The organism is Pseudomonas sp. B16120 (assembly GCF_044218845.1).
In the GTDB taxonomy this organism is placed as follows: Bacteria; Pseudomonadota; Gammaproteobacteria; order Pseudomonadales; family Pseudomonadaceae; genus Aquipseudomonas; species Aquipseudomonas paracarnis.
In genome coordinates, this window is sequence record NZ_CP162588.1 from 2,808,333 (window position 1) to 2,824,332 (window position 16,000).

11 protein-coding genes are annotated in these 16,000 nt (G+C 60.9%); 8 read left to right on the plus strand and 3 right to left on the minus strand.

Translation table 11 applies throughout. From position 1 onward, the window contains the following. Positions 1–7: 7 nt before the first annotated feature. The gene (gene pepN / locus AB4P90_RS13185; protein WP_395605964.1) at positions 8–2,665 is read left to right on the plus strand and encodes an aminopeptidase N; all 2,658 of its coding nucleotides are present in this window, start codon (positions 8–10) and stop codon (positions 2,663–2,665) included. Between the two features lie 121 nt (positions 2,666–2,786). On the opposite strand, the gene AB4P90_RS13190 is transcribed toward pepN, so the two are convergent. Genes AB4P90_RS13190 through AB4P90_RS13200 form a run of 3 tightly spaced genes read right to left on the minus strand, consistent with a single transcriptional unit; the run spans position 2,787 to position 6,085 of the window. Continuing rightward, entirely contained in the window at positions 2,787–3,644 is an 858-nt protein-coding gene (locus AB4P90_RS13190) for a metal-dependent hydrolase (RefSeq protein ID WP_069868428.1), read from the minus strand. Between the two features lie 15 nt (positions 3,645–3,659). After that, positions 3,660–4,550 (minus strand): SDR family NAD(P)-dependent oxidoreductase, encoded by an 891-nt coding sequence (locus AB4P90_RS13195; RefSeq protein WP_395605965.1) that lies wholly within the window; start codon positions 4,548–4,550, stop codon positions 3,660–3,662. After that, entirely contained in the window at positions 4,547–6,085 is a 1,539-nt protein-coding gene (locus tag AB4P90_RS13200) for a flavin-containing monooxygenase (protein WP_395605966.1), read from the minus strand. The genes AB4P90_RS13195 and AB4P90_RS13200 overlap by 4 nt, the downstream gene beginning before the upstream one ends. Positions 6,086–6,372: 287 nt before the next feature. On the opposite strand from AB4P90_RS13200, the gene AB4P90_RS13205 reads away from it, so the two are divergent. The 7 genes from AB4P90_RS13205 to AB4P90_RS13235 all read left to right on the plus strand — a co-directional run bounded on the left by AB4P90_RS13205 (position 6,373) and on the right by AB4P90_RS13235 (position 15,997). Further along, positions 6,373–7,371, plus strand: coding sequence for an alpha/beta fold hydrolase (locus tag AB4P90_RS13205; RefSeq protein ID WP_395605967.1), 999 nt, complete (start codon positions 6,373–6,375; stop codon positions 7,369–7,371). Between the two features lie 295 nt (positions 7,372–7,666). Continuing rightward, the gene (locus AB4P90_RS13210; RefSeq protein ID WP_020301540.1) at positions 7,667–8,947 is read left to right on the plus strand and encodes an alkane 1-monooxygenase; all 1,281 of its coding nucleotides are present in this window, start codon (positions 7,667–7,669) and stop codon (positions 8,945–8,947) included. 125 nt (positions 8,948–9,072) lie between these two features. After that, positions 9,073–9,567, plus strand: a complete 495-nt coding sequence (gene praA, locus AB4P90_RS13215; protein WP_014718292.1) for an alkane oxidation protein activator PraA — start codon at positions 9,073–9,075, stop codon at positions 9,565–9,567. A gap of 134 nt (positions 9,568–9,701) precedes the next feature. After that, entirely contained in the window at positions 9,702–10,187 is a 486-nt protein-coding gene (gene praB, locus AB4P90_RS13220; protein ID WP_014718293.1) for an alkane oxidation protein activator PraB, read from the plus strand. Between the two features lie 141 nt (positions 10,188–10,328). Further along, on the plus strand, positions 10,329–11,774 hold the full coding sequence (locus AB4P90_RS13225; RefSeq protein ID WP_014718294.1) for an outer membrane protein transport protein: 1,446 nt from the start codon (positions 10,329–10,331) through the stop codon (positions 11,772–11,774). Between the two features lie 217 nt (positions 11,775–11,991). Next, positions 11,992–14,502 (plus strand): acyl-CoA dehydrogenase, encoded by a 2,511-nt coding sequence (locus AB4P90_RS13230; RefSeq protein ID WP_395605968.1) that lies wholly within the window; start codon positions 11,992–11,994, stop codon positions 14,500–14,502. A gap of 151 nt (positions 14,503–14,653) precedes the next feature. Further along, positions 14,654–15,997 (plus strand): 3-oxoacyl-ACP reductase, encoded by a 1,344-nt coding sequence (locus AB4P90_RS13235; protein ID WP_395605969.1) that lies wholly within the window; start codon positions 14,654–14,656, stop codon positions 15,995–15,997. Positions 15,998–16,000 lie beyond the last annotated feature (3 nt).

Consider the following 16,000-nt stretch of genomic DNA (forward strand, 5'->3'; position numbering starts at 1 on the left):
CCCCAGCATGCGCACCGAACAACCGAAGATGATTTACCTTAAGGACTATCAGGCGCCGGACTACCTGATCGACGAGACGCACCTGACCTTCGAGTTGTTCGAGGACCACAGCCTGGTCCACGCGCAGCTGGTGATGCGCCGCAACCCCGAGCGCGGCGCCGGTTTGCCGCCATTGGTGCTCGATGGCCAGCAACTTGAGCTGTTGAGTGTCAACCTGGCCGACCAGCCGTTGACGGGCGCTGACTACCAGCTGACCGACAGCCACCTGACCGTGCAGCCCAAGAGTGAGACCTTCACCCTCGACACCACCGTCAAGATCCACCCAGAAACCAACACCGCCCTGGAAGGCTTGTACAAATCCAGCGGTATGTTCTGCACCCAGTGCGAGGCCGAAGGTTTCCGCAAGATCACCTATTACCTCGACCGCCCGGACGTGATGAGCGTGTTCACCACCACGGTGATCGCCGAGCAGCACAGCTACCCGGTGCTGTTGTCCAACGGCAACCCGATCGCCAGCGGCCCCGGTGAAGACGGCCGGCACTGGGCGACCTGGGAAGATCCGTTCAAGAAGCCGGCGTACCTGTTTGCGCTGGTGGCCGGTGACCTGTGGTGCGTCGAAGACAGCTTCACCACCATGACCAACCGCGAAGTCGCGCTACGCATCTACGTCGAGCCGGAAAATATCGACAAGTGCCAGCACGCCATGACCAGCCTGAAAAAATCCATGCGCTGGGACGAAGAAACCTATGGTCGCGAGTACGACCTCGACATCTTCATGATCGTGGCGGTCAACGATTTCAACATGGGCGCCATGGAGAACAAGGGCCTTAACATCTTCAACTCCAGCGCCGTGCTGGCCCGCGCCGAAACCGCTACAGACGCCGCTCACCAGCGCGTCGAAGCCATCGTCGCCCACGAATACTTCCATAACTGGTCGGGCAACCGCGTGACCTGCCGCGACTGGTTCCAACTGTCGCTCAAGGAAGGCTTCACCGTGTTCCGTGACTCGGGCTTCTCTGCCGACATGAACTCGGCCACGGTCAAACGCATCCAGGACGTGGCGTACCTGCGTACCCACCAGTTCGCTGAAGATGCCGGCCCCATGGCCCACGCCGTGCGCCCGGACAGCTTTATCGAGATCTCCAACTTCTACACCCTGACCGTGTATGAAAAGGGCTCGGAAGTGGTCGGCATGATCCACACCTTGCTCGGTGCCGAGGGCTTTCGCAAAGGCAGCGACCTGTATTTCGACCGCCATGACGGCCAGGCCGTGACCTGCGACGACTTCATCAAGGCCATGGAAGACGCCAACGGCGCCGACCTCAGCCAGTTCAAGCGCTGGTACAGCCAGGCCGGTACCCCGCGCCTGGCGGTGAGCGAAGCCTACGATGCGGCGGCCAAGACCTACAGCCTGACCTTCCGCCAGAGCTGCCCACCCACTCCGGATAAGGTCGAGAAGTTGCCCTTCGTGATCCCGGTGGCGCTGGGCTTGCTGGACGGGCAGGGCGCCGGCATTGCCTTGCGCCTGGCCGGTGAAGCGACGGCGGGCGACACTTCGCGGGTAATTTCGGTAACCGAAGCGGAACAGACCTTTACCTTCGTCGACATCGCTGAAAAACCCTTGCCTTCGTTGCTGCGTGGTTTCTCGGCGCCGGTGAAGCTCAGCTTCCCCTACAGCCGCGATCAACTGATGTTCCTGATGCAGCACGACAGCGACGGTTTCAACCGCTGGGATGCCGGCCAGCAGTTGGCCGTGCAGGTGTTGCAGGAGCTGATCGGCCAGCATCAGGCGGGCCAGCCGCTGAAGCTTGATCAACGCTTGATCGACGCGCTGCGCACGGTGTTGAGTGATGAAAGCCTGGACCAGGCCATGGTCGCCGAAATGCTCTCGTTGCCGAGCGAAGCCTACCTCACGGAAATCAGCGAGGTGGCGGATGTGGACGCTATCCACGCTGCCCGCGAGTTTGCCCGCAAGCAACTGGCCGACAACCTGTTCGAAGGCTTGTGGCTGCGCTACCAGGCCAACCGCGAGCTGTCCAAGCAAACGCCTTACGTGGCAGAAGCCGAGCACTTCGCCCGGCGTGCGCTGCAGAACATCGCGCTGTCGTACCTGATGCTCAGCGGCAAGCCAGAAGTGTTGGCGGCCACCCTGGATCAGTTCGACACCAGCGATAACATGACCGAACGCCTGACGGCGTTGGCGGTGTTGGTGAACTCGCCGTTCGAAGCAGAGAAAGCCCAGGCCTTGGCGGTGTTTGCCGAAAATTTCAAGGACAACCCGCTGGTCATGGACCAATGGTTCAGCGTACAGGCCGGCAGCACCTTGCCGGGCGGGCTGGCGCGGGTCAAGGCGTTGATGGAGCACCCGGCGTTCACCATCAAGAACCCCAACAAGGTGCGCGCACTGGTGGGCGCATTTGCCGGGCAGAACCTGATCAACTTCCATGCGGCGGATGGCTCGGGCTATCGCTTCCTGGCCGACCTGGTAATCCAGCTCAATACCTTGAACCCGCAGATCGCCTCGCGCCAACTGGCGCCGCTGACACGCTGGCGTAAATACGACAGCGCCCGGCAGGCGCTGATGAAGGCGGAGCTGGAGCGCATCCTGGGCGCAGGTGAACTGTCCAGCGATGTGTTTGAGGTGGTCAGCAAGAGCCTGGCGTAACCCTCACTGCCTTAACGCGATCCCCCTGTGGGAGCGGGCTTGCTCGCGAAGGCGGCGTGTCAGTCGACATCAGTATGACTGACCCACCGCTTTCGCGAGCAAGCCCGCTCCCGCATTTAGGTCAGGAGGCGTCAGTTTGATAAGCGTCGTAGCTGCGGCGCGTGCGCTCTATCTCTTCGACCAACCGGTCAATGCCCGCCAATCGTGCCCGGTTGTCATGATCCCAGGGATGAAAGCCCGGCTTGAAGTAATGCAGCCACGGCCGGAACATCCGTGGAAACACACCCTTGGGCCCATACAAGAACTTCACCATGCGCCACAAGCCCTTCAGCGTGCCGCCCGAAGTGCGGTCGGCGATCAACAGGCGCACGTGAAAATCCAGCACCACCACCCAGAACAGCACGCTGGTGGTCAGCATGGTGCCGGTGCGCAGCAGGTAACGTGCAGGCCCTGGCTTGATCACCCTGTTCCACACATCGAACGCCACGGCTTTGTGTTCGGTTTCTTCCAGGGCGTGCCAGTACCACATCTGCTGGTAACCCTTGAGTGAGTCGCCAAAGCGCGAAGGGTCGCTCAGCAGGATTTCCGCGAGCATGGCGGTGTAGTGTTCCAGGGCGATGGTCACCGCCAGGTTGAACGACGCCGGCAGGTGTTTTTTCTGCAGGTCGAGGAAGAACTTCAGGCGTCGGTCGAGGGAGTGCGCCGGCAGACCGGCCGCTTGCAGCAAGTCGTTATACGCCACGTGTTCACGGCTGTGCATGGCCTCCTGGCCGATAAACCCCTGGATCTCTTTTTTCAGTTCGGCATCGTCGATCTGCCCACGGTAGTGGCGCACGCTGTCCATGAAGAACAGCTCGCCCTGGGGAAACAGCAGCGACAGGGCATTGAAGAAATGGCTGACCACAGGCCCTTGTTCGTGCCAGTTCTTGATGCGCTCGGCAGGCAAGGCAAAACGGATATCGCGACGGATCGGCAACATGGTGCGTGCTCCTGTTCAGAGTCGAGGCTCGTCGTTGGTTTCAAACACCGGCGTGCGCGGCTTGGGCGCCATGCGCTTGCTGGCAAACACCACCAGGGCCTGATAGGCCGCCGGCAGGCAACGGGCGAGCAGGTCGAGGAAATAGGCATCGCGGCCAATCAGCACGCGACGCGTGTTTTTGCGTACGCCTTGCAGGATCACTTTGGCGGCCTGGTCGGCGTCGGTGATGAAGAGTTTTTCGAAATCGGCGCGGGCTTGTTGCTCGCTGTGGATGAGAAAGCCGGTCATGTTCGCGTCGATGCGGCTGCTGCGGCAGATGTCGGTACGAATGCCACCGGGGTGTACACAGGTGGCCGACACGCCGCAGCGTTGCAGGTCGAGTTCCTGGCGCAAGGCTTCGGTGAAACCGCGCACGGCGAACTTGGTGGCGTTGTAGCCGCTCATGCCGGGCTGGGCGAACAGGCCGAACACGCTGGACGTATTGATGATATGCCCGTCGCCGCTGGCCTTGAGGTACGGCAGGAATGCCTTGGTGCCATGTACCACTCCCCAGAAGTTGATGCCGACGATCCATTCCAGGTCGGCGTAATCCACGCCTTCGACGGTGCTCGACAGCGCCACCCCGGCATTATTGAAGACCAGGTTGACCTGGCCGTGCTCGGCCACGCAGCGTGCTGCCCAATCGTGCATGGCCTGGCGGTCGGACACGTCCAGCACTTGGGTGGTGACAGTGACGGGCGACAAGGTCGAGGTGCGGATCAGCGCCAGGGTCTGTTCCAGGCCCTGGCTGTTTTTGTCTGCCAGCGCCAAGTGACACCCTTCCCGCGCCAGGGCCAGGGCCAATGAGCGGCCCATGCCGGACGCCGCGCCGGTGATCGCCGCAACGCGGCCGTTGAATGACTTCATGACAGGCTGCCTTCTGTGGTGGAGTGGGGCGTTGCAACCGCTCGCGGCAGGGCGGGCGCCGGCGCCTGGCTGACGCTGTAGTCTTTGAGGGCAAAATGCCGGGTGACCTGCTTGAAGCGCCAGGTCGAGCCGGGCCACAGCGTGGTGTTCTTGCCGGTGCGCGGGTCGAGGTACCAGCTCTGGCAGCCGCCGGTGTTCCAGATGGTGCGCTTGAGCTTGTCCTGCAACTGCTGGTTGTAGGCGTGCTCCACGGCGGGCTTGACCTCTACCGTGGTAAGGCGCTGGCGCTGCATGTGTTTCAGGGCGTCGAGGATGTACGCGACCTGGGCCTCGATCATCAGGATCATCGAGTTATGCCCCAGGCCAGTATTGGGGCCCACGATCAGAAACAGGTTCGGGTAGCCCGGCACGGTGGTGCCTTTGTAGGCATGGGCGCCATCGCGCCAGGCATCCATCAGGTCGATGCCGTCACGGCCGATGATGCAGCCACGGGGCAACGGGTCGCTGGCCTGGAAACCCGTGCCGAAGATCAGGCAATCGGCGGGGTGCTTGATACCGTCGGCGGTGATCACGCCGTCGGCTTCGATGCGCAGCACGTTGTCGGTGACCACCTCGACATTGCTGCGCGAGAGTGCCGGGTAGTAATCGTTGGAAATCAGCACGCGCTTGCAGCCGATGGTGTAGTCCGGCGTCAGGGTTTTGCGCAGGGAAGGGCGGGCCACCTGTTTGCGCAGGTGACGCAGGGCGATTTTCTGCACCATTTTCATCAGGCGTGGATGCAGGGCAAAGCCCACCACGCGGCCTTCCAATGCCCAGTAAAGCGCAGCACGCACCAGCTTCTGGGTGAGCGGTACATGCTTGAACAACCAGCGCTCGGCAGCGGAAATCGGCCGATCAGGCTTGGGCATGATCCACGGCGGTGTGCGCTGGAACAGGTCCAGGTGCGCCACCTGCGGGGCGATCTGCGGCACGAATTGGATGGCGCTGGCACCGGTGCCGATCACCGCCACGCGCTTGCCCTTCAAGGAGTACTCGTGATCCCACTGCTGGGAGTGGAAGCGCTTGCCCTTGAAACTGTCCAGCCCTGGGATATCTGGCATTGCCGGGCGCGACAAGCCCCCCATTCCCGACACCACCACCCGTGCGCTGACCTGGCGGCCGTTAGTGAAGGTCAGTTGCCAGCGCTGCTGTTGTTCATCAAACAGCGCCCGTTGCAGGCCCATGCCAAAGCGCAGGTAGGGCGCCAGCTCGAAGCGCCTGGCGCAGTCTTCCAGATAGGCACGGATCTCGGGTTGCGCCGCGAACTGTCGCGTCCAGTTCGGGTTGGGCGCAAAGGAAAACGAATACACATGGGACTGCACGTCGCAGGCGCAACCTGGGTAGTGGTTGTCGCGCCATGTACCGCCGAGGGTCTGGGCCTGTTCGGCGATAAAGAAGTCGGTGAGCCCGGCTTCCTTGAGTTTGATCGCCATGCACAGGCCCGCGAACCCGGAGCCAATGATGGCGATGTCGATTGAGTCACTGGGGGCATTCATAGGGCTGCCTCGTCAATAAAGCGCTTGGGCATCGGATGTGCTCCTGTTTTTGTTTTGTCTTTTAGATAGAACACCATTGCAAAGGAAAATTGAATTAATTATTTTAAAAAAGATTTTAAATAATCTACCTGAAAAATTCGCCTACGCTAGGGCCTTGTTGCGCATGAGCGATTTGTCCGACGGACGAACGTGGTATGCATGAAGTCTAGGTCCAGGGTGTGGACGATGGCTGGGGCCAGATCAATTCCGGTCGGGTCGCCAGCAGCAGGGAAGCAGAGGACCGAGCTATGGCTGTCGAGTGGGTTGTCGCTGCGGGTGTGCTGGCGGGCGCCAGTGCGGCGTTATGGGGCTTGAGTGCCTGGATGACGCGGCGCATTGAAGCGACCGTGCCGATCAACGGGCGTTTCGTCGAGGTGGATGGCGAGCGCTTTCATTGTGTCGAAGAGGGCAAGGGCCCGCCGCTGGTGATGATTCACGGGCTGATGGGCAGCAGTCGCAACCTGACCTATGCCTTGTCCGGCCAGTTGTGTGAGCATTTTCGGGTCATCAGCCTCGACCGGCCGGGCTCAGGCTATTCCACCCGGCACAGCGGCACGCCGGCAGACTTGCCGGCCCAGGCGCGACAAATCGCGGCCTTCATCAAGACGCTGGATCTGGGCAAACCGCTGATACTGGGGCACTCCCTGGGCGGAGCGATTGCCCTGGCGCTGGCCCTCGACCATCCTCATGCGGTGTCCGGGTTGGTGCTGGTTGCGCCCTTGACTCACCCCCAACGCATGCTGCCGCTGGTGTTCCTGTCTCTGGCCGTGCGCCCGGCCTGGCTGCGGCGCTGGGTGGCGCACACCTTGACCTTGCCCATCGGGCTGCTAACCAAAGACTCGGTGGTGAAGGGCGTATTTGCCCCCGATCCTGCGCCGCCGGACTTTGCCACCCGTGGCGGCGGTTTGCTGGGCATGCGCCCCGACAATTTCTACGCCGCGTCCACCGAGATCAACCGGGTCAACGACCACCTGCCGGAGATGGTCAAGCGCTACTCCCGATTGACCCTGCCCATCGGCCTGATCTACGGCGCGCAGGACAAGGTGCTCGACTTCCAGAAACACGGCCAGGCCCTGGCCAGCAAGGTGCCAGGGCTGAAAATGCAAGTGATCGAAGGCCGTGGGCATATGTTGCCGATCACCGCCACCGAGCGCGTGGCGGCGCTGGTGGAGCAGGTGGCCAAGCGGGCTCGACCCGGCGAGAGCGTCCGGCCGTTAAACCCACCTGTCGCCCTGGCGAGCCAGTAACAGTGCCACCTGACTGCGGCGCCTGGCGTTGACGCTTGCCCCTGAGCACCTGACCAAATGGCTGAAAAGAGACTGCTCGGTCACGGAAAAAAGGGCTGGAGAAACTAGTTGACGACCTAACGATTCCGCGCTATTTATTTAAAAAAATTATTTCAATGTGTAATTTGAAATTATTTTTGAAATGCCTAAGAGCGAATAAAATAATGAAAAAAACGCCTTTTATCGCATGCATGATTTCTCGCAGCAGTCAGCGCACCGCTGCCGCATTGCCTACCGAATGTGTGCGGAGGCTGCCATGAACCAGACTCTGGCAGCTGCGACCGTGTGGGCCGACGGCAAACGCCACCTGTGGTGGCTGGGCATTATGCCGCTGGCGACGCCCTTGCTCTCCGGCGCCCTTGCCATCACCACAGGCGTGCAACAACTGTGGTGGGTGGGTGTGCTGGTGATCTTCGGCTTGATCCCGCTGATTGACGGCCTGCTCGGCGAAGACGTCAGCAACCCGCCCGAATCTGCCGTCAGCCACCTTGAATCCCAACGCTACTACCGCTGGATCGTCTACACCGGCGTGCTGTTTGTGATTGCCTCGGTGGTGATCACCGGTTGGCTCGCTGCGGGCGGTATCGACTGGATCATCAACGGCGGCCTGTTACAGGCCACGGCCACCCTGGAACCCTCGAACTGGCTGGCCAGGACCGCCGCGTTCATCACCGCACGCACTGAACTTCACGGTGCAGTCAGCTGGTTGACGTATGTGGGCATGGCCATGTCCACCGGGGCCGCCACCGGCATTGCCATCAACACCGCCCATGAGCTGGGGCACAAACCCAAGCCTCTGGAAGTGTTCCTGGCCAAGGTCACCCTGGCGCCGACCTTCTATGGCCACTTTTACACCGAACATAACCGTGGCCATCACGTACGGGTCGCCACGCCGGAAGACCCGGCCAGCTCGCGCCTGGGTGAAAGTTTCTGGGCATTCCTGCCGCGTTCGGTGTGGTTCAGCGCTGTGTCGGCCTGGAACCTGGAGCGCGAACGCCTGCGCAAACTCGGCCTGCCGGCCCTGCACTGGAAGAACGCGGTGCTCAGCGCCTGGATGTACAGCGTGGTGTTGTGGGGCGCAATGATTGCCTGGCTGGGGGCGGCGGTAATTCCGTTCCTGATTATCCAGGGCATCTACGGGTTCTCGTTGCTGGAAGTGGTGAACTATGTCGAGCATTACGGCCTCAAGCGTCAGAAGTTGCCCAATGGCCGTTATGAACGCTGCTCGCCGCGTCACTCGTGGAACAGTAATCGAATTGTCACCAATATCTTTCTGTTCCAGTTGCAGCGGCACTCCGATCACCATGCCAACCCCACGCGCAGTTATCAGTCGCTGCGTCACTTTGATGAATCACCGCAACTTCCCTATGGCTACGCCAGCATGATTGTCTGGGCTTATGTGCCGTACTTGTGGCGGCGTCGCATGGACCATCGTGTACTGAATCACTATGCCGGCGATATCAACCTGACCAATCTTCAGCCGTCAAAGCGTTTGAAGTATCTGGAGAAGTACAGCGGTAGTGCCAAGCCGTTTTGAGATGAAGTAAGCCTTCAGGGTGTACTCGGGATCTGTGTATCGCGCAGGTCCTTGTCGCCCGGCGTTTTGAGTGCAAGAACCTGGTTTGACCCTACAACAATAATTTCAAGGGAAGGACGTACACCATGCAAAGTTCTGCCAAGTTCACCGCCCACATCCTGTTGGCGGCCATGGGTTTGATTGCTTACCACCAGGCTCAGGCTGCGCGTATCGAACCTGCTGGCAGTGCCTTCACTGCCCAAGGACCTATCAGCTTTTCCAAAGGCAAGCTCATCAGTGCCGACTGCACCATCAAGGTAGCCGGCAAGGTTGCAGCCGATGGTTCATCGGTGAATGTCGACAAAGTCGAGTTCGACGGTGGCCTCAAGTGCAGCCGTGTCGAAGCCATCAACTTGCCTTGGGTGTTAATCGCCAAAGATACAAAAAGCGGCTCCATGTCGAAGATCAGCGTGGACGTGCATGCCTTTGGCCTGGGTGGCAAGTGTGGGCCGTCGACGGCCGACGGTACTTGGGATAACGCCACCGGCAAGTTGGAAGCCGCCGATGTTGCGATTGGCGAAGACTGCAAGATCAAGACGGTGTCGATCAAGATGCCGCCCAACTTCAAAGTTGTCGAATAACACGTTCCGACAGTTGTAGCGGTAAATGCATTGAAATTTGGCTGGAAAGGGAAGTTCTGCAGTTTCACCGTGACCTCTCGATCATGGCCATTACCCCTGGCGAAATGAATCGCCATAACATGTGAGGAAAAACAATGAAAAGCTTGAAAACCCTCGTTTGTGCAACTTCGTTTGCTCTGTGCTTTGGTGCCGCCTCCATGGCGAGCGCGGCGTCCGTTTCTCCAGACGGTCCGTTCTCGACTAATGCCGGTACCATCGTGGTGAAGTCGCCCTCATCCTTCGGTGCGGCAGTGACTTGCGGCATTACCTTTACCGGCAACGTTAGCGGTGGCGTGGCTTCTATCAACGGTGCGTCCTTGACCGGCGGTGGCCTGTGCGCACTGCCCACGCTGACTAACCTGCCTTGGGTTCTTACCGCAGCGACGGGCACCACCGGCACCGTGACCAACGTAGGCTACAAAATCTCCTCGATTCCGGCCACTAACTGCGGCCCTACCACCATTGCCGTGGCGTGGACTCCTGGTACCAAAACACTTTCGGCCACCAATCAGTCGCTGACCGGCAACTGCACCGTCGTATCGCTGAATGTTGTTGCCCCGACGCTGACGGTTAACCCGTAAGCATGTGACTCCAGAGGGCTGATCACCCGTGAAAGGCCGATGCCTCATGCGAGGCATCGGTTGGGCAGGGTACTTACGGTGTGCCTGCGGCCACACGACCCACCGGCAGGGGCCGGGCGAAATAATAATAAGGAGCAGCGCATGAATAATAAGAAACAACACGCTCACACGTTACTGGGGTTGGCGCTGTTGGGAGGTTTGATGACCACGGGACATGTGCAGGCGGGCGGCTTCTCCACGCCAACCTACGGTGCGCCTGGCTGGGGCCGCGCGTTTGGCGGCGGTTCATTGTTCAAGAACGACCCCAGTGCCGCGTACAACAACCCGGCGGCCATGGCGTTCATCGATTCAACTATCGCGCAGCAGACTGTCGATTATGCCCGGGTCAAGATCAAATATTCGGGTCAGGCTTTTGACCACAACGGTAATCCTGTGACCAATACGCCGGTATTGGATGATCAGGGCAGCATGGGCGATCCGACGCTCAATAACAATAACGGGGGGCAAGGTGGCTTTACCGCGTGGCTGCCAACCGGTTTCCTGGTGATCCCCATCGGCGACCGCTTTGCGTTTGGCTTGAGCCAGGTGGTCCCCCAGGGCATGAGAACAACTTGGAACGAAGACTCCAAGCTGCGGGATTTTGCAGTCGACACCAAAATTGAGACCGTTGGCCTGACAGGCTCACTGTCGTTCAAGGTCAATGACCAGTTTTCGGTCGGCGGTGGCGCCATCGTCCAACGCAGCCAGGGATTTGTCAGCCAGAACGTCGACTTGCTGGCAGCGGCGGACGTCTCTCCCGGACTCGGCGGGACCGGCTTTCCGACCGGTGTAGGGCATTCGTTGATGCGTGTGAAAGTCGATAATATCTCGGTCGGTTGGTTTGGCGGTGTGGTATGGAAGCCGACGGCGCAAGACACACTGGGCTTGAACTATCACGCCAAAATCAAAAACAAGATGACCGGCAAATACAATGTCTATACGGATGCTATCGGTCGCAACGCGATGACCAATCCTATTGGACCGAACGGCGAAACATTGGTTGAAATGGCGTATCCGGGGCTGAAGCTTTTCCCGGACGGGGCGCATGCCAGCACTCAGTTGGATATTCCGGCTACTGCGGCGATTGACTGGGTCCACCAGTTCAATGATCGCTGGACATTAGGTGTCAGCGCCCAGTGGACTGAATGGTCTTCGTTCAAAGACCTGACACTCAAGTCGCAAGGCTCGACTATTGTTGCCATCCCGTACAACTACAAGAACGCCTGGATGACCTCGATCGGTGGCGACTATAAAGCCACTGACGAACTTACCCTGCGTGCCGGTGTAGCTTACGACCAGACACCTACCCGTAACTCCACGCGTGACCCCCGGATCCCTGACGGCGACCGCTATTTCTTGGCGTTTGGTGCCGGTTATGACATCAAGGCTGTGCCTGGTCTGTCAGTGGATGCCGCGTATTCGCACCAATTCGTCCAGAAGGTCAATCTGAAGACCAAGAACGTTGATCGTCTCGGAGCCGCCCAACTGGACGGCAAAGCCGAATCATCAGGTGATGTGGTCAGTCTGTCGGCTACCTACAAGTTCTAAAGGGCACGTGGAGCAGTTGTCGAGCAGGGTTCCCAGTGCACCTGGAGACCCTGCCGGGGCTGTTTAGGCTGTTCTGGTTTCTTATTCCACCAGGCTGAGTCGTTCAGCCTGATTTTTTTCGTCAACATACTAAATAAAAATTTCAAAACATTATTTGAATTTATGATTTGAAGTTTGTAGTGTGGTTTTACGCCCTGAATCAAGTAGAGGTATCCCCATGCTTATCTGGTTATTGGTGGGTCTCGCCGCCGCGATTGCCCTGGCGTATCGACAAGCCGCCGCCACCCTCTGGCTGGGCGCTGGCCTGGTCTGGTTAGCGGCGGGTTATCTGTTCAACGCGGTGGCCGTGCCGGGCATTACCCTGGCGGCGGTATTGGTGGTGGTGCCCGCCTTGGTGCTGGCAATCAAACCCCTGCGCCGCAAGCTGCTGACCACCAAGGCCTTGGGCCTGTTTCGTACAATCATGCCGGCGATGTCCGATACCGAGCGTGCGGCCATCGAGTCCGGCACGGTGTGGTGGGATGCCGAGCTGTTCAGCGGCAAACCCGACTGGCAGCGCCTGCTGCAAGCCGCGCCGGCCAGCCTGAGCGCCGAGGAGCAAGCTTTCCTCGACAACGAAGTCGAAACCCTGTGCGACATCGCCAACGACTGGGAAACCACGCAAGTCTGGCAGGACATGTCCCCCGAGGGCTGGCAGTACACCAAGGAGGCCGGGTTCCTCGGCATGATCATTCCCAAGCAGTACGGCGGCAAAGGCTTCTCCCACTACGCCCATTCCCAGGTGGTGATGAAGCTGTCGACACGTTGCTCGGCGGCAGCCATTTCGGTGATGGTGCCCAACTCCCTGGGGCCGGCCGAGCTGCTGCTGCATTACGGCACCGACGCTCAGCGCAACTACTACCTGCCGCGCCTGGCACGCGGTGACGATATTCCGTGTTTCGCCCTGACCAGCCCGTATGCCGGCTCCGATGCCGGCGCGATCCCTGACCTGGGCATCGTCTGCAAAGGCATGCATGAGGGCGAGGAAGTACTGGGTTTCAAAGTGACCTGGGACAAGCGCTACATCACCCTCGGCCCGATTGCCACGGTGCTGGGCCTGGCGTTCCGCGCCGAAGACCCGCAGGGCTTGCTTGGCGCGCCAGGTTCCCTGGGCATTACCTGTGCGTTGATCCCCACCTCCCATCCAGGGGTAAACAGCGGCCGGCGTCACTGGCCGTTGAATGCGGTTTTCCAGAACGGTCCTACTACCGGCAAGGATGTGTTCATTCCCTTGGAGTGGGTGATCGGTGGTCGCGAACAAATCGGCAACGGCTGGCGCATGTTGATGGAATGCCTGGCGGCAGGCCGGGCGATTTCCCTGCCATCGGCCAACGTCGGCCTGGGTAAAGTGGCGGTGCGCGGTACCACAGCCTATGCGGCGATGCGCAAGCAATTCGGCCTGCCCATCGGCAAGTTCGAAGGTGTACAGGCGCCGCTGGCGCGCATGGCCGGGCATCTGTATGCCTGTGATGCGGTGCGCAAGGTGTCGGTGGCATCCCTGGACGCCGGCGAGAAACCGTCGGTGATCTCGGCCATTGCCAAGTACCACGTCACCGAGCGGGCGCGCATCATCGTCAACGACGGCATGGACATCGTCGCCGGCAAAGGCATCTGCATGGGCCCCAATAACTTCCTCGCCCGTGCCTACCAGCAAAGCCCCATCGCCATTACGGTGGAAGGTGCGAACATCATGACCCGCTGCCTGATCATCTTTGGCCAGGGCTTGATTCGTTGCCATCCCTACGTGTTCCGCGAGATGGAAGCGGCGCGCAACCCCGACCGGCGCAAGGCCCTGGAAGACTTCGACAGCGCAATGTTTGGCCATGTGAGTTTTGTCTTGGCCAACACTGTACGCGCAGCGGTGCATGCCCTGACCGGCGGACGCCTGATTACGGCCCCGGCCAAGACCGACTCGGCGCTGGCTGCCTACTACCGCCAGGCCAATCGGCTGTCGGTGGTGCTGGCGCTGATCTCGGATATTTCCATGGGCGTGCTGGGCGGTGCCCTCAAGCGCAAGGAAAGTATTACCGGGCGCCTGGGGGATATTTTGTCGCAGTTGTACATCTTGTCTTGCGTGCTCAAGCGCTTCGAGGATGACGGCAGGCCCCAGGCGGACTTGCCGCTGGTGCACTGGGCGGCCCAGGACGCCTTGTTGCGCGCCCACGAAGCCTTGGCCGAAGTGCTCGACAACTACCCTTCAAAGCCCGCAGCAGCAGTGGTGCGGGCGTTGAGTTTTCCGTTTGGCATCCCGCAGCGCAAACCGTCGGATCGCCTGTTGGCGCAGGTGGCGGAGGTGGTGCAGACCCCTGGCGAAACCCGCGACCGTTTGCTGGCCAACTCCTACATTCCCCGTCCGGAAGTCGACAAGCTGGCCTACGGCGAATTGGGTTTCCGTTTGCTGCCCCAAGTGGAGCTGATCGAGGCGCGGCTCAAGCCCGCCATCAAGCAAGGTCTGCTCGGTCCGCTGCCGATCTCTGCCACGGCCTTCACCGACTGGCGCGTGAAGGCGCGGGCGCTGGATTTGATCAGCGACGACGAAGACGCCTTGCTGGCGCGCTATGTGGAATACGCCGACCACGGTATCCAGGTGGACGACTTTCCCCAGGACTTTGGTTTGCTGGAGGCCCTGCAGCAGCGTAAGCAGGCGCTCGAGCCGGTGGCCAAACGGCGCAGCGCTCCGGTCAATTAAGAGAACCCCGGTCCACCTGTGGGAGCTGGCTTGCCTGCGATGGCATCACCTCGGTTTGACTGATACACCGAGTCGTCGGCATCGCAGGCAAGCCAGCTCCCCCATTCGATCGGGTTTACAAGACAGCCATTGTGTTGTGAGTGGAACCTCTATGAGTGACAGCTACCTTTCGTTCGTCAATTCCCCCTGGGGCCGGCGTCTGGCCCAGGCGGTCGGCTTGCCGCAACCCTTGCCCCTGCAACGGCATCGCAGCGGCCAAGCCGGCCTGGCTAATCCTGTGATCATCGCCGGGGCAGGGCGCCTGGTGGCCTCGGTGCAGCGCGTGTTCAGCGCCACCGACACCGTCGCCGCGACCCCGGCGACGCTCAAGGCACCGTCCACGGTCAAGGTGCAAGGCGCGGTGTTCGACGCCAGCGGCGTGACCGACCTGCAGCAGCTGGATGAGCTCTACCTGTTCTTTCACAGCAACGCCAAGCGCCTCGGCCAGCATGGCCGGGTGGTGGTACTCGGCACGGCACCCGAGCATTGCAGCGACTTGCCCCAGGCCATCGCCCAACGCGCTCTTGAAGGCTTGGTGCGTTCGCTGGCCAAGGAGCTGCGCCGGGCGATTACCGTGCAACTGCTGTACGTGGCGCCGGGCGCGGAAGACGCGCTGGACAGCAGCCTGGGGTTTTTCCTGTCGCGCCGCTCCGCCTATGTCTCGGGGCAAGTGGTGCGCCTGGAAAAACCGGTCGATGGCCACGCCGCCATCAACTGGGACAAACCCTTTGCCGGCAAACGTGCCCTGGTCACCGGCGCCTCCCGTGGCATCGGCCTGGCGATTGCCCAGGTGCTGGCGCGCGACGGTGCCCATGTGGTGTGTGTGGACGTGCCCCAGGCCCAGGAAGCCTTGCAGCAGGCGGCGACCAGCGTGAGCGGTTCGGCGTTGCCCCTGGATATCACCGCCGCCGACACCGCCTCACTGTTGCAAACCCACGTCAGCCAATACGGCGCCTTTGATGTGGTGGTGCACAACGCCGGCATCACCCGCGACAAGACCATCGCCAAAATGACCGAGGGCGCCTGGCGCAGTGTGCTGGCGGTCAATCTCGAAGCGCCGTGGCAGCTCAGTGAGGCCTTGCTCGACAGTCAGGGTTTGAACCCTGGTGGGCGCATTGTGTGCGTGTCGTCGATTTCCGGTATCGCCGGCAACCTGGGGCAGAGCAACTACGCCACGTCCAAGGCCGGTGTGATCGGCCTGGTACAGGGCCTGGCACCGCGTGCGGCAGCCCGGCAGGTCACGGTAAACGCGGTGGCGCCCGGCTTTATCGAGACCCAGATGACCGCGAAGATCCCGCTGATGATCCGCGAAGCGGGGCGGCGCATGAATTCGTTGTCCCAGGGCGGGCAACCCATCGACGTGGCCGAGACCATCGCCTGGCTGGCGCATCCGGCGTCGGGCGGCGTCAATGGCCAGGTGGTGCGGGTGTGCGGCCAAAGCCTGTTGGGAGCCTGACCC